The sequence below is a fragment of the Leptospira ainazelensis genome (assembly GCF_016918785.1).
GTDB lineage: Bacteria > Spirochaetota > Leptospiria > Leptospirales > Leptospiraceae > Leptospira > Leptospira ainazelensis.
The window spans coordinates 95,060-109,820 of record NZ_JAFFPT010000060.1; the positions used below are offsets into that span (position 1 = coordinate 95,060).

The window sequence follows — 14,761 nt, forward strand, 5'->3', positions numbered from 1 at the left end:
CGTTGTTTTGGATTTCGATTTTAAAATTCATCCCGATCGTTATCTCTCGCAAACGTGTTGAATTTTTACTTAAATCTGTCGTAGTTCCGACGCTTCTCCGTAAAAGTCGCGCGCCCCGCCCTGCGTAGCGACCCATCGGAAGCTACGCACTGAGCTTTTCGGGTTGGAGGTGGCGGGTTCGTGGGAAAAACTTGGGTGACTTTCCTTTATCAGAAAATCACGCTTTTGCAAGTAAAAAGTCTCGATGTAGGAACTCACACAAAGATTCGTCTTTGGGATCCTTCTTGACTTCCAACCGCTTTTCCCTACTTGTCCCAGCCCCCCTCAGGAACGGATTCCACAATGAATTTCTTTCCCGATCCTCCTACGAGTAACGAATTCTTATTCTGGTTGTGTCCGCTCCTCAACTTCAGTCTTGTAATTGTAAATCGCGGAGCCGAAAATCACGGGGCCCAAAAAGAAACTTCCATAGACGACAGCGTAGATCCCCGGATAAAAAGCTGGATTGGTAAAAGCCAATCCAAACCAGGCCCAGACCAAACCCGTTTTTTTTAAGTTCAATTTTTTTTCGGGTCTTTCTCGAACGAAAAAAATTCTTTCCGATTCGGATCGGATCTCCAAAGAAGAATATTCGTAATACGTTGCCAAATCGTTGTGTCCGACGTATTCTTTATAACCTGGATGTTTTGTTTTCAGATGCGCGTCGATCGGAAGAAACTCCGATTCCGTCGACTTGAATTGAGAGGTCTTTATCTCATCGAAATAAAGGACCGTGGTCGAATAGGTTCGGCTTCTGAAAGGCGCGTATGAATTCTTGGATTCGATTTGAATCGAACCCACATAATCACCTTCGGGAAGATCAAGGATCCATTTTTTTTCGGGTAAACGATCGGTGATCGAAAATTCTTCTTTGAAAATTCTCCCTTGGGAAAGATAGGATTCCTTTTTCATCATCGAAACCCGTATTAGAGAATTCTGATCTTCCGATCTTTCGATTTGAAACGTCAGTCTTCCTTTTCGATCGAATTTGTTTCCGGATTCGACATGAAGTTGAGTTTCGTTTCCTCTTGTGCTACAAGAGACAAAGAATAAGATCGCAAAGGAAAGATACACAAACGAATTCATATTATTTTTTTAGAATATTCTACTTTTTTATTATTATATAGAAGCCGGAAATTCCAGCGCCGCTCATTTTCTTTTGTTTCGTTTATCGTTTAAAAGGCAAGAGCACGTTTTTTAACTTGGGAGACCAGGGTCCATTCTTCCTTAAAAAAACCGCCGGACTTCCCAAAGGACTTTCCACTTCGATCTCTTGTTTTCCCGTATAATTTTTTCCCGTCCAGAGATGTTCCCATTCACCTTCGGGAAGATATCCTTTTACGGAGGATTCTCCTTTTTGTAAAACGGGTATTACCAAAAGATCTTCTCCCAATAAAAATTCAGTTTTGATCTCGTGGGTTCTTGGATCGTTAGAATAGTGCAGATACAAGGGCCGAACCACGGGGAGACCGGTGAGAGACGCTTCTTTGACGAGGGCTTGCAGATATTCTTTCAATACAAAGTGCATCTTTCCGTATCTTGCAAATTCTCGAATCGTTTCTTCGTCGCTATAGGCTTGGTGGTTTTTTTCGGGGCGATTTCCTTCGTGCGTTCGAAAGACCGGACTAAAGACGTTCAACTCGGCCCAACGCAAAAACAACTCTTTGGAACGATGATAATCCCGGATCGGATTGTTGATCGTGGTGTAACCGCCGATATCGCTGTGATTGAGTGAAATTCCGCTTAAACCCCCGGACAGAAGACCGGTGAGAGCGGAAGTAAGTCCGTCGTGTTCTCCCCAGCTCACCATCTGATCCCCTTCCCAAAAAAGAGTGGAATGTTTCATAGATTCGCTATAACCCGCTCTTGTAAAAAATACGATCTTTCCTTCCTGGCCGGCCTGGCGGATCGCTTCCCGATTGATTCGAGCCCATTCGACGGGGTACACGTTATGATAGCTTTCCGCGCTTACGCCGGAATGAAGAACCGCGTCAAGAGGAAGCCATTCCCCAAAATCCGCCATCCAACCTGAAAGACCCGCGCCTATCAGATTTTTTTGAATGATCCCCTGGATCCACTTTACGGCTTCCGGGTTTGTAAGATCGAGTAAGTAGGCGGGAAAACCGGCCGTCGCGATTTCGTAGTCTTTTCCGTTTTTGTCCTTTACGAGAAAATTCTTTTTGACAGCTTCTTCAAAAAGGGGACCTTCGTTCGCTAAAAAAGGATTCAAATAACCTAATACAGAAATTCCTTGTGAGTTTAGATCCGAGCAGAATTTTCTAAACTCGGGATAGGACTTTTCATCCGCGATCCATCGCCACCAAAGCTGGGAACCGAAGCTCGTCTTTCTTCTTCCCACCCAATCCTGGATCCAAAGAGCCGTGATCGGGTTTCCCGCTTTTTTCGCTTCTTCTATTCTTTTTAATACGACATCCTTTCCACCTTGAACTCCGAGCCAGGTTCCGTAAGCCCAATCCGGAAGAATCTGCGCCCTTCCCGTCTTCTGCGTAAACTTCTGAACGAGTTGGGAAGGAGAAGAATTTTTCCAGATCGATCCTTTCAGTCCGTTTTCCCGAAACTCGATCGTGATCTCCTCCGGTTTAGAAAAATCAAATATAGAATACGAACTGTTTTCGAAATAAAAGGATCGGTTTTTGGAAGTCAGAAAAAACGGGATCGGAGTATAAGTGGAATATTCGTTTCCGCCGGCTCCCGCCATCAGATTGGCTCCGGCGGTGATCGGCTGGTCTCCCCTTCCCAGTCCTTGTTCTTCGGTCAATAAAAACGGAGTTTTTCCTTTGAAGTTAAAATGGGAGAATTGTTCTCCCAGACCGAAGATATTTTCATTCTTTTCGGAAAGAATCCTTATGTACGAACGATTGAGGGAAGAATCCGAAAATACTACCTTGAACTCCAGAGCGGTTTCGTCTAACGGAATAAAACGGATTTCATAGTCGGTCTTACAATTCTCCCCTTCGAGTTTACCTGAAATTGTAAGTTCTTTTTCGTTGGAAAGAATCCGTTCTAAACTCTGTAAATCACAACGTGTCTGGATCTTGTCCTGGATATGAAACGAAGCAAACTTCGATTTTACTTTTTGTTCTCCCTTTGCAGCGGATAAAAAGGGAGATTCTAAGGAAAGTTCGAGAAAAATTCCCTGAGAAGAACGGATTTCCAAAACACCTTCTTTCTGAATCGCCTGAAATCCTTTTCCAAACGTGAATTGTTTTTCCTTAGGGAGAGTAAGTTTTGTATAATTTGCAAACGGACGATTACAAAAAGAAAAACAAACAAAAAGTGTAAGAATCAAAAACGATCGTAAGAACATAAAAGCTCCCGGCAAAAAAGATACTACCGAAGTAGCAACACTCTTCTAAAAATCCAGTTCTAATTTGTTTCCAGGTTTCTTTCCGATAGAACATTCGTTCATAAAATTTCCATTCTTGAAATTAGAGGATGGAACGCGAAATGTGGGAACTCTCACAATCTTAGAGAATAGGGAAAGGCCTAAAATCCAAAGCAACTTCGGACGAGACGTAATTTGTGGGAACTCACACGATCTGAGAGAATAGGGAAAAGCCTAAAATCCAAAGCAAGTTCGGACGAGACGTAATTTGTAGGAACTCACACGATCTTAGAGAATAGGGAAAGGCCTAAAATCCAAAGCAACTTCTCGGATAAGACGTAATCTGTGGGAACTCTCACGATCTGAGAGAATAGGGAAAAGCCTAAAATCCAAAACAACTTCGGACGAGACGTAATCTGTGGGAACTCACTCAAGATTAAAATTCATAAAAAAAGGATCCGTTTCCGAATCCTTTTTGACTCACTTGCGATCAACGTTCCAAGAGAACATTCCATTCTTTTGGAAACGTTTTTACAAAAATTCTCTTTACGAAATTATTTGCGATCGGTTCCGCCCACTCGCGGACCCGCGGCGCTGGAACCGCTCTGTCCGTATACGGAAACCGCTTGTTTGGGAAGACTGGATCTTCTCCATTCAAACCAAGAACCTTGGTAGGTATGAACGTCAAGATAACCGACTTCGCGTAACATCAAAGCGAGAAGCGAAGATCTCGCGCCGTTGTAATCGTAAATCACCGTGGTTCGTTCCGGCATAAACGGAAAGGATCTGAGTTTTTTATTGAACTGAGTTTTTTCGATCAGGTTCCCTTGACCGTCATAGAGAATTCTCCAATCCCAAAGAAAGGCGCCGGGAAGACGACCGCACAAGGAACCGGGTTCGGGAGCCGTGAGGCGGGGAAGTTTTCCTTCGTATTCTTCTTGGGTTCTTGTATCAAAGATTTGAAGCCTGGTTAGATTTTTTTCCAAGAAGGCTTTGTCTACGACTCCTTCGAGTTTTTTCGGTTTGTCTCCGGGGCCGAGTTCCATTTCTTTCGAACCTTTTTCCAGAGCCACACCCTGGGAAGGCCAACGGCTTCCATAAAGAAACGCGTTTTGATATCCGGCGGCTCTCAAGAGAAAAACCATTCTCGAAGCGAACATCCCCATTCCTTCGTCAAAGGCGATGACGCGGGTCGTTTCTTCTTTTTGTATGAGTTTCAAAATTTCTTCTATAGGACCGGTCATCTTCTTTTGAGATTCCGGATCCGACGCGAACGCCTTCTTAATAAAAGGAAAGCTATACGCTCCTCTCAGAGTAGATTCTTGATACGCCGCAGACGAACGGCAGTCGATCAAAAAGTCTTTATCGTTGAGATCAGTTTTAATAAAATTCCAGCTGGACAAGCAAACCTACCCTATCTATCGAAATGAGTCTTATTCTTTGGATTTAACCATTATTTTTAGCCTGAGATTTCCGATGTACTTTTTTTTAAAAAAGATGAGAATTTTGGGACATAAGAATAAAATAAAAATCATCGGCCTCTCGAGTTCCGGAAAACTTCAATTTGGAAGAATCTTAGAATTCCTTGCTAAAAAACAAATCGCAAAGTGATTCCTGCGATCTCTTTGTTCGAGAGGATTTAATATCGGGGGGAGCAAAGACCGATATTCTTAACAATGATAAGAGAATTCAGGAAAGACCGTATTTTGAGATCCGATTCTCCGAAAAAGTTTCGGAGGAAACGTTTCTTCTTTGTCTGGACTCTCCTTTTCCTCATCCTGAGTTCGGGAAACATTCCCGCAGAACCGAATCCTTCCCGCAGCGCGCAGGAAGAATTCAAATCCTTCCTCAGAGAATTTCAAAAAAGTCCTTCCGAGTCCGCAGCCCGATCCTTTCAAAAAAAACACGGCTCCGTTCCCGTAACACCTTGTGTCTTTGAAGAATCCGGTCGTTTTGAAAAAGTGATTTATCTCACTTACAGTTGTAAGGAAGAAAAATTTTCAGGTTTTATCTATCTAGGTTCGAAGTGGAGTTCTTGGAAAAACAATCCGGAAAGAATCGCCCTCGGCGAAGTTTTAAAAATCGGAAAGAAGGTCTATCTCGAAGTAAAACCTTCCTACGACCTCGGTGTGGAGGAACATTCCTCTTGGGATCCGAAAAAAAAACCGAACAAGGACGCCGCTTTCGATAAACCTCGCCCTCAAAAAGATCCAAAGGACAATTTCGGTCTTCAGTATTTTTTGAGCATCGCCAAACATCCCGCGAGAAGAAGCCTCAATTCGGGAAAAGAAATTTTTTTCGATTCTTCTTGTCCTCTGATCTTTTTAAAAAAGGATTCCGATTTTTATTGGGACAAGGCCACTTATTATTCGTTTCAGGTGAGTTGTATTCCTTCCTCTCCGTATTCTTTTATCCGTATCAAATCGGACTTTTTGGGAAAAATCCGTCTGGATGATAAGGACACCGATCAGATTCAGGAAGGCGCGAAATATCTCGGCAAATTGAAAATCCATTCCATCGAACCGGATAAAATCGTCTGGCAAGACGCGGAAATCTACAATGAATAAAAAGACATTTCAGAATATTCTACTTTTCTTAAGTATCGTTTTGGGTTCCTCCCTTTCCGCTCAAAACGGAAACTCGGCGGATCTAAAGGCCCTGCTCGACGGCGTAGTAATTATCCGAAGCGATACGTTTTCGGAAAAGGAAGAACAGTCGGGTTATTCCGAAAAATCGATCAACCGGGACGCAGGAACCGGAATGATCATCGCGGGAAATCGAATTCTTACCAACGCTCACGTGGTTTCCAACTCGAGTTATCTCAAAGTAAAACATTTTAATTCCAGTCAATTTTTCAAAGCGCGCGTTCAATACGTCGGCTTTGACTGCGACCTCGCCATTTTAAAAGTTGAGGAAGAGGAATTTTTCAACGGAATCGAACCCTTGGAAATAGCGGAATCCTCGCCGGCTCTAGGGAGTAATCTTCTGATCCTCGGTTATCCAGGCGGAGACGACAATATCACATTAGAAAACGGGAATGTTTCCCGGGTGGAAAGGGTCCGTTATTCGTTTACGGGTTTGGATTACAGAAAAGCGATTCGAGTCAACGCAAACATCGTTCCCGGTTATTCCGGCGGTCCCGCGATCCAAAACGGCAAAGTCTCAGGAGTTACCTTCCAGGTCAGTCAGTCGCAGGGAAACGTTGCGTATTTGATTCCACCGGAAGTCATCAATCATTTTCTAAAGGACGTCGAAGACGAAACCTATCACGGATTTCCTTTTCCCGGTTTTAGCTTTCAAAGCGGTTATTCCGCCTCCTTAAAAAGTTATCTTAAAATTCCGGAAGGTTTGAACGGAATTTTGATCAATACCGTTTATCCGGATTCTTCCTTTTCGGATCTTTTAAAACCGGAAGACTTCGTGTATAAAATCGACGAGGCCTATCTCAACGACGAAGGCGGGATTTTGGATCCGAGCGGGATTTTTATCGGAGAGATGATCGAGAACAAGTTTATCGGCGATCCTGTGAAAATTTTCTTTTATCGAAACGGAAAAAACTACAAAGTGGAAGGTACTCTCAAACAAGTTCCTTCTTTGGATCTTTACAGACAACAGGGAAGCGGAACAAGTTTTCTTTCCGGCGGTTTTTTGTTTCAACCGGTAAACCGCGCTTTGGCGGGAGGAGATTCCAAACGTCTGGAAAGTTCCCTTCGTTATCACTACAGTTATTATATCCAAGACGAACTTTATCGATTCACGGACCGCGATATCATTCTTTCGGGAGTTTATCCGGACCCTCTCAATTCAAAATACGCGGGTTATCGTTATAAAATTTTGGAATCCATCAACGATCGCACTCCTTCGAGTCTGGAGGATTTTAAATCGCTCTGGAAAAAATTCTACGGAGGAACAATCAGCCTAAAGTTTAGAGGTATCAATCTTCCAGTCGTTCTCGATCAGGAAACGATCGATAAGATCAACGTTCGGATTAAAAAACGCTTCGACGCGGAGGCGGACGAATGATTTTGTTTCAGTTCTTATCCAACCTTCTTCGTTTTAGAATTTTGTCGGTTCTTCTTTTAGCTTTTTTACTTTCCGATTCCTTACGCGCGGAGACGATTCTCGTTCACTTTCGCAAGTTTTCGCATCAGAACCCTTGGCAAAAAGGTTCGCATTACGAGAAAAAGGTTCCCGCGATCATAGCGAATCCGGATTTTATTCTCGCGTTACTTCCTCCGGGGGAACTTCCTCTTTTTTCCGAAATGAATCCGGAAACAAAACCGGGGACTCGTTTGTATATTTTCAAACACGATCCGGAAACAGGGCTCGCTCTTTTTTCCCACCGCGGCAAGTTCTCCGAAAAAAGACGGGTTCATTTCGCGGGTGCAAACCAATCGGGTTGTTCCCATTTTTTTCCAAAGCTGGAATGGGCCAATCCTGACTTTTCCAACTCGATCCTTCGGATGAGCAAACACCAAAAGGAAGAATCGAGTGAAAGAAAATTCTTATATTCTAAAAATGGAATCTGCGGTTATTCGGACGGAAGATGGAACGTCCCCGCCGAGTATTTGAGTTATTTTCTCCACAGCCCTTCGAGCAACCCGATCACACATCCGGGATTTTACTTTGACGACGCCCTTACGGTTCCGGAAAAAAAATTCTACTTTCCGGATTCTTCTTACGGAATTGTGGTTTCGGAAGTTCTTCCCGGAATCGGTCCGGTTCACAATTTATTTCCAGGAGACGCTATCTACAGCATCAACGGTCAGGGATTTTCCTCTCCTCCGAGCCGTCAGGAAATCTATTCTAGAATTCTTTCCCGAAATCATCACCATTCTCAGCCGGGAACACAAATCACCCTCGGAATTTTCCGCTCCGGAAAAAAAAGAGAAATCTCGTATCACTTAAAACCGTATTCGGAAGAATTCTTTTTTATTCCTTCCAAATCGGGAAACAAACCTCCTTCTTATCTCATCGCAGGAGGTCTCTTTTTTACGGAACTCACCGGAGCGTATCTGAAAGAATCCGGAGATAAATACAGAGAAAACTCCGATAAAAAACTTCTTTATCTCTACGAATCCTATAACAAAAAGTCCCATCCCGAAAAAAACCGCCTCGTCTTTATCAGCCGGGTTTTTCCCGACGCGGAAAACCAGGGATTTCACGATTTTCAAGACCAAATCTTAGAATCCGCAAACGACAAACGTGTTCGTTCTTTGGCGGACTTAAAGGAAATCTTAAGGGAAAACCAAGACGAGTATATCGTTTTCCGTTTTTCAGGAAATCGGATCGCGACGTTTCAAAAAGAACAATTACGATCCCTAAATCAGAAGATTCTTTCAAACTATAATCTGGACAAACTCGACAATTTAGACTGATAATATCTTGACGGATCTATTTCAAAAATGTAATTTTTGATTCCGGAATGATCCAATGCGAATCCTATTCTTAGACGACGAAGAAGTTATTCGAGATTTATTCCGAGAAATATTCGGTTCCTTGCATGATCTTACTTTGACGGGAACCGCCGAAGAAGCCCTCGAAATCTGCAAAAATCATACGTTTGATTTGATCGTGACCGACGTTCGACTTCCTAAAATGAGCGGAATCGACTTTGTTTCCAGACTCCGAGACATGGGAGTGGAAACTCCCTTTATCGTGATCACCGGTAATCAGGACATCGACGTTTCTATCCGTGCGCTTCGTCTCGGGGCCGTGGATTTTTTTATCAAACCCTTTCGAATGGACGCGATCCGTCATTCCCTCCAGAAGTTCGAAAATCTTTTTATTTCCAGTCAGGAGTTGATCAGCAAAAATCATTTTCAACTTACCGAATCCAAACAGCAATTCGCAATCAAACCCAGTCTTAAGAATCTAAATCAATACGTGAATCTTGTCATGCGTTCTATTTCCCTGATTCCTGGAATTCATACCGACGATATTCTCGCGATCAAACTCGCGTTGTATGAACTCCTCGGAAACTCGATCGAACACGGTTCCGCAGGGATCAACTATGAAAAAAAATCCAAACTCCTCTCTTCGGACGTAAACTATTTCGATCACGTGGATAAGATCTGCGACGCTCTGAACGAGGTCGTACAATTGGAAATCAGTTTTGAAAATCAGAAAATTTACGTTTTGCTAAAGGACCACGGCGCCGGTTTTGATCCTTCAAAAGTTCCCGATCCGGTTACGGACCCGAACGCAAGTCATCTTTCCGGTAGGGGAATTTTTTTGGTAAGAATGAACGTGGACGAACTGATCTACAACGAGATCGGAAACGAAGTTCGGTTTAGCAAAACCCTAAAAAAAGCGGTGGAAGCCCAATCAAAAGTAAACACCGGCTGAAAGATAGATCCTGGAATATTCCTTCTTCTCGGCTTTTTTTGTCCACTCGTCGAAAAAAATCTTCTCTTGTCTTTGAGGATCCACGATCGTATAGGAAAAGCTCATAAGAATATAAGAATATTCTGATTGAAATCCCGCCGTCCCGATTCCTTCCCAGCCTCTTCCCATCGGAGAAGAAGAGGTAAGAATCGTCCCCTGCGCGGTCCATCGTTTGTCCCAGGTTTTACGAACCCCCGCTTGGAAAAGCTGAATTCCTTTGTTTTCGTAGTTTGGTCGGGAAGAAGTTCCGTCCTCTTTAAAAACGGTTCCCTCTTGGAGAAGAAGACTTTGCATCAAAAGAAAGGAGGTTTTTCCTCCGTATCCTCTCGCGTCCGTTCGAATTCCGGAAAATCCGTTCGAGTCCGAATCGGTTTTCAGATTCGGATCCTTGGACGTATAAAGACCTCCAAGAAAGTATGTAGCCTCGGGTCTTTCCCAGTTCAACTTGGATCCGAATAGATTTCCAAACGTCGTTTGAGACGTCCCGTAACTCTGAAACGCGTTTAATCCGTATTCCCGCGAACCGCTCACGACGATTCCGTCCAGATCCAGACTCAAGTTCCTGATTTTCGCGGTGGAAAATTCGAATCCATAGTATTGATATCGACCGTAAGGACGAAGCGGACTCTCTTTCAAAAACAAATCCCCTTTGAGCGCTTCTTGTCTGGACTCTTGATAGATATAGTAGAATATTCTAAAATTCTCAAGTCCCATTTTTTCGGAGAGGGAAAAACTTCCTCCGGAAATTCTGCGGGGCGATTCGTCGCGATTTTTTTCGGAATACAAATTCGAATTTTGCATCTGAGCCCCGAGCGCCGAAAAAGAAAGTCCGATCGGTTTCCATTGGACTGAAAATTCTCCATAGTTTAAAAATCCCGCAAAAAGAAATCCGTTTCGATCGAGTCTCTGATATCCCCTTCCCGCTTCGACTCCGATTCTCCATTCCGGAGTTTCCCATCCGCTCAGATATAAAAGTTCTCCGTCGGCGCCCCTCGTTACCGTTTTGGTTCCGATGATACTCTCTTCGTATTCCAAAAAGGGCGAGATTAGAATCTGTTGATAAAATCGATTTCCCTTCTGCGCCCATCCGAACTCGGGACTTACGATCCCTCTGGAAAAACTTCTATCTGCTTGTTCTTCCCGTTTGCCTCCGTTTTGAGTCAGTCCTCTGTAGAGCAAGGTTGTGTTGAGATAAAAAGAAGAATCGGGTTTGGCGGGATTTCGTTTTTTCATGGAAGAATCTCCCGAATTGGAACGCGCTTCGTTGCCTTGCAGGCCTTCCTGGATCGTTTTCCCATTCGTCCCTGCTATCATTTCCGTTTCGGAAAACGTCTCCGCCGTTTTAGAATCCTGAATTTCTTTTTTTGGAAACGAAAATCTTCCCTTTCCTTTGAGATCTCTTTTTCCATCCTGTAATAACAGAAGATCGTCCAGCCGATATTCCGGAAAGGATTCCGCGTTGATCGTTAAAATCGGAAATACGATCCAAATCAGTAATACGAGTTTTTGCGAGATCGTTTTTTTGTTTCGATCCTGCGGTAGGGATCGACGCGGAGTCAATAAATTGGTTGTTAAATTCAGTTTTTGTAATTTAGAATTTTTGAATTTATTGACTGTAGCGGAGAGCCCGGTCCGCGCAGCGGAACCGCCCGGCGCCTTTCCTTTTCGTAAATTTTCCATTTCATCTTCGGAAAAATGCAAGGAAGTATCCGGTCAGGATGAGCCAGGATACGATCTGACCCAAAAAGTAAGAAGACGCCGCTCCCGTCGGTCCGTATTCCGGAATCAATACGTTCGCAAGCACGAGTCCGCAGACCAATCGTAACAACGCCAAAAACGCGAGCATCCGAGGTTGTCCAAGCGCGAATAACGCGATTCCCAAGGGTGAAAACACGAGTTGTAACATATAGTTCGGATAAAGTATCTGAAATACGCCGATCGAATCCGCGTATTTTCCGCGAAACAATAGATTTAAGATCCATTCCGCGAGAAAAAATCCCGGCGACAATAAAACCGCCATTCCCACCGCGAGAAGCATCGACTTCCAGAGAAATTTCGGAAATTCCTCGGATTCCACAAGTCTGGATAGTTTTGGATAGATCAACGAATTGATCACCGAAAATAAGATCACAAACCCGCTGAACAATTGTAAGGCGGTTCCGTATACGGCCGCGGACTCCTGGGAATGATACCACTTCAAAAAGAAGATCTCCATCCGATCCGAAATCATCGCGAATATCGAAGCCAAAAACGCATATCCGTTAAACGAAGTCAGCGTCGACGTCATTTCCTTGACCTGGTCTTTTGCGCCGCTCCAGTAGAGTTGATTTCTCGGAAATACAAAAAAGAATAAGACCAATACAAAAAGCGGAGACGCCGTAAAAATCGCGAGAATGTCCAGATGTCCGAGCGCTTTTTTGGAAAGATGATCGGCCGCATACAACACAAGAAGCCGCACCAGATTGGGTAACGGATTCCAAAACGACAAAGAAATATAATTTCCAAAACAGATAAAGATACTTTCAAAAAAGGAATTAAAAGAGAGAACAAAACTCCCCAATACAAGAAGAGCGACCACGATCGAACTTTCTCTCAAAAGTACGGCGCCGATCAGACTGATCAAAGCCAGAGCTCCAAGCGCTCCCAACTTGATCCACATCGAGGAGGACAATAAAACCCCGATCTTTTGTTTGTCTCCCGTGACAGGAGCTAAAAATTTTACGAGCGCGGCGGGAAGTCCGAATTCCGCGATCGCAAGAAGCACCGGCAAAAATCCGGCGTAGTATTGAAAAAGTCCGTTTTCACTTTTTGTGAGTATGTTTACGGAGTAGACCATAAACACAAGATTGAGCAAAGAAGAGATCGCTTTTGAGATACTTACAAACAGGGAAGATTTGAACATTCCGGATTTCCGAAATTGAACCACGAGGTTCGAAACTTTTTTCACCTTCCCTGAAAGTTTTAACATTCTATTTTTTGAAATCTGTTTTCTCTCTCCAAAACGACAATAGATAAACCGAGAAAAAACCGATATAACTGCTAACGATCCCGTACCTTAGGTATCTTGCAACCGGATTTTCTGGAAAGAGCTTTTGAACAAGATAACCCGGAAGAAAGTAAAACAACAATACTCCGGCGATCAAGATCCCCACCCTTTTTGCGGTTTCATCGAGAGTCTTCATCGGTTTCCAATCCAAGGAATGATACTTGGATATCAGAATTCCGATCGCAAATCCTGCGAGCGCTCCACAAGCCGAAATCACCTGCTCGTAGGATTTCGCTTTTTCGATTCCGTTGTTTTCCGAATACAAAAGCACCGAGGGAAGAGTCGCAACTACGAAGATCAAAGAAAGCGTTTTTGTGTTGGAAAGATTCTGTCCCGGAAACGGATGCGGCGCTTCGAGCTCCGGAACAAAACGGAACAAAAGTTGTACAAAAAGAAGTCCAAGAAGTCCTAAAACAAATCCCCCGAGTACGTCTCCGGGAAAATGAACTCCCGCATACATCCTCGAAAACGGCATCAGAAGAATGATGATCCCCGCTACCAACTGAAGCGGTCTTGATTTTGTATTGAGAAGAATGAGTCCCCAGATCACAACCGACGTCTGCACGTGACCCGATGGAAATCCGTATGCGAATTCTGTCAAACTTGCCGGCCCCATCCACGCAAGAAAAGGTCTCGGACTTTCAAAAAAAGCCTTTGCCAATCCGTTTACGATTCCGGAAGTAAGAAGTCCGACTCCAAGTCGAATCCCGAGTTTGCGATTCCAAAAAATATAAACGCTCGAAAGAAGAATCATAAAAAATAGATTTCCTCCGAGATGATGAAACAAAAGACTCACCCAACCCAACAAACTCGCGTTCAGAGAAGTTCCTCGTAACGTTTCTAAAAAACCATTCCCAAACCAAAAAGAGTCCTGAAACCAACTCATATTTTCACCTTTCTCCTAACGTATTTTTTTTCCAAAGCCGGTTCCGAATTCGGATTTTTTTTTACGATCTTTCCCTTTGGACAATTCAAAGTGTATTCTCGGAAAACTACACAAAGTTCAAGTCGCTTTCAAAAAATCCAACTTGATGGATTCGATTCCTTTCCATACAATGAATTCTAAATCCAATATTTATTGAACACTTGTTCGAAAAGCAGACCTTGCATGGAAACCCAAACAGAATCCGATCTTCTTGAAAGCCTTTTCCTCATCCCCAGAGAACCCGTAAAACAATTTCTCAGAACCCTTCTCAACCTCGTTTATTCGGTGGAAGTTACCGGTCTTGAAAACGTTCCCCCAACCGGAGGCGCCGTTCTCATTTCGAATCACACGGACAACCTGGATGTAATCGTACAAGGTACGTCGGTTTTAAGAAAAGTGATTTATCTCGGAAAATACGAATTGTTTCATCCTCAGGAAACCGTCCTCGAACTTCTCAACAATCCCGATTCTCCCCTCAATACCTTTCCTTTAAGTCTGATGAAACAAACTCTGGTCACGGCCCTCAACGCCCTCGGCGGTCTTCAAGGAAAACAATTGATGCACTGGGGAGGCCATCCCATCCTAAGAGCGCATAACGTAAAGGACGCAAAGTCGGCGGCGGCCTATTATGAAAATCTGGAAAATTATATGGTGGAGCTGATTCAAAAAGGAGAACTCATTTCGGTCTATCCGCAGGGAACCAGAGTCGAAAACGTGGAGCCCGGATCCTTCAAGGCCTTGTCCGCAAAACTCGCGATCCGCGCCGGAGTTCCGATCATTCCGAGCGGGATCAACGGAGCCTGGAGAATGATGAAACCGGAATCCTTTCTGACCGGAAAAGCTTTCGGTTCCAAAATCACTTACAATATCGGAAAACCGATCTACCCGGATCAGTTTCCAAAAGAACCTTTGAAAAAAGCCGCAAAAATGGTTACGGAAGAATTGGAGAATCGTGTGAGAAAACTCATCGATTCTCCGGAAAGCTAAATTCAATTTTTTGAATCTATTATAGAAGAAT

11 protein-coding genes are annotated in these 14,761 nt (G+C 43.7%); 5 read left to right on the plus strand and 6 right to left on the minus strand.

Annotated elements, in window-relative coordinates; genetic code table 11:
* Nucleotides 1-381 precede the first annotated feature (381 nt).
* The 3 genes from JWG44_RS13835 to JWG44_RS13845 form a co-directional block, all read right to left on the minus strand.
* Nucleotides 382-1,125, minus strand: a complete 744-nt coding sequence (locus tag JWG44_RS13835) for a hypothetical protein (protein ID WP_205275594.1) — start codon at nucleotides 1,123-1,125, stop codon at nucleotides 382-384.
* Between the two features lie 82 nt (nucleotides 1,126-1,207).
* Nucleotides 1,208-3,367, minus strand: coding sequence for an alpha-glucosidase (locus tag JWG44_RS13840; protein ID WP_205275595.1), 2,160 nt, complete (start codon nucleotides 3,365-3,367; stop codon nucleotides 1,208-1,210).
* 572 nt (nucleotides 3,368-3,939) lie between these two features.
* Entirely contained in the window at nucleotides 3,940-4,788 is an 849-nt protein-coding gene (locus JWG44_RS13845) for a sulfurtransferase (RefSeq protein WP_205275596.1), read from the minus strand.
* A 273-nt stretch (nucleotides 4,789-5,061) separates the two neighbouring features.
* On the opposite strand from JWG44_RS13845, the gene JWG44_RS13850 reads away from it, so the two are divergent.
* From JWG44_RS13850 to JWG44_RS13865, 4 genes are read left to right on the plus strand one after another with little or no spacing between them, the layout of a single operon-like run.
* Nucleotides 5,062-5,952: an LIC11113 family protein gene (locus JWG44_RS13850; RefSeq protein ID WP_205275597.1), complete on the plus strand. Its 891-nt coding sequence runs from the start codon at nucleotides 5,062-5,064 to the stop codon at nucleotides 5,950-5,952.
* The gene (locus tag JWG44_RS13855) at nucleotides 5,945-7,408 is read left to right on the plus strand and encodes a S1C family serine protease (protein WP_205275598.1); all 1,464 of its coding nucleotides are present in this window, start codon (nucleotides 5,945-5,947) and stop codon (nucleotides 7,406-7,408) included. Before JWG44_RS13850 ends, JWG44_RS13855 begins: the two co-directional genes overlap by 8 nt.
* Complete coding sequence (locus tag JWG44_RS13860; protein WP_205275599.1) at nucleotides 7,405-8,763, plus strand: PDZ domain-containing protein; 1,359 nt, start codon at nucleotides 7,405-7,407, stop codon at nucleotides 8,761-8,763. Before JWG44_RS13855 ends, JWG44_RS13860 begins: the two co-directional genes overlap by 4 nt.
* A 55-nt stretch (nucleotides 8,764-8,818) precedes the next feature.
* The gene (locus tag JWG44_RS13865; protein ID WP_205275600.1) at nucleotides 8,819-9,733 is read left to right on the plus strand and encodes an ATP-binding response regulator; all 915 of its coding nucleotides are present in this window, start codon (nucleotides 8,819-8,821) and stop codon (nucleotides 9,731-9,733) included.
* On the opposite strand, the gene JWG44_RS13870 is transcribed toward JWG44_RS13865, so the two are convergent.
* From JWG44_RS13870 to JWG44_RS13880, 3 genes are read right to left on the minus strand one after another with little or no spacing between them, the layout of a single operon-like run.
* Nucleotides 9,713-11,452, minus strand: coding sequence for a hypothetical protein (locus JWG44_RS13870; protein WP_205275601.1), 1,740 nt, complete (start codon nucleotides 11,450-11,452; stop codon nucleotides 9,713-9,715). The two genes, JWG44_RS13865 and JWG44_RS13870, sit on opposite strands and share 21 nt — an antisense overlap.
* A gap of 1 nt (nucleotide 11,453) precedes the next feature.
* Entirely contained in the window at nucleotides 11,454-12,740 is a 1,287-nt protein-coding gene (locus tag JWG44_RS13875; RefSeq protein ID WP_205275602.1) for an oligosaccharide flippase family protein, read from the minus strand.
* 1 nt (nucleotide 12,741) lies between these two features.
* The gene (locus tag JWG44_RS13880) at nucleotides 12,742-13,704 is read right to left on the minus strand and encodes a phosphatase PAP2 family protein (protein WP_205275603.1); all 963 of its coding nucleotides are present in this window, start codon (nucleotides 13,702-13,704) and stop codon (nucleotides 12,742-12,744) included.
* A gap of 222 nt (nucleotides 13,705-13,926) precedes the next feature.
* Here JWG44_RS13880 and JWG44_RS13885 point away from each other — a divergent pair, with 222 nt between their 5' ends.
* Nucleotides 13,927-14,730 carry a lysophospholipid acyltransferase family protein gene (locus JWG44_RS13885; RefSeq protein ID WP_205275604.1) on the plus strand — a complete coding sequence of 268 codons (804 nt, stop codon included), beginning with the start codon at nucleotides 13,927-13,929 and terminating at the stop codon, nucleotides 14,728-14,730.
* The last annotated feature ends 31 nt before the right edge of the window (nucleotides 14,731-14,761 follow it).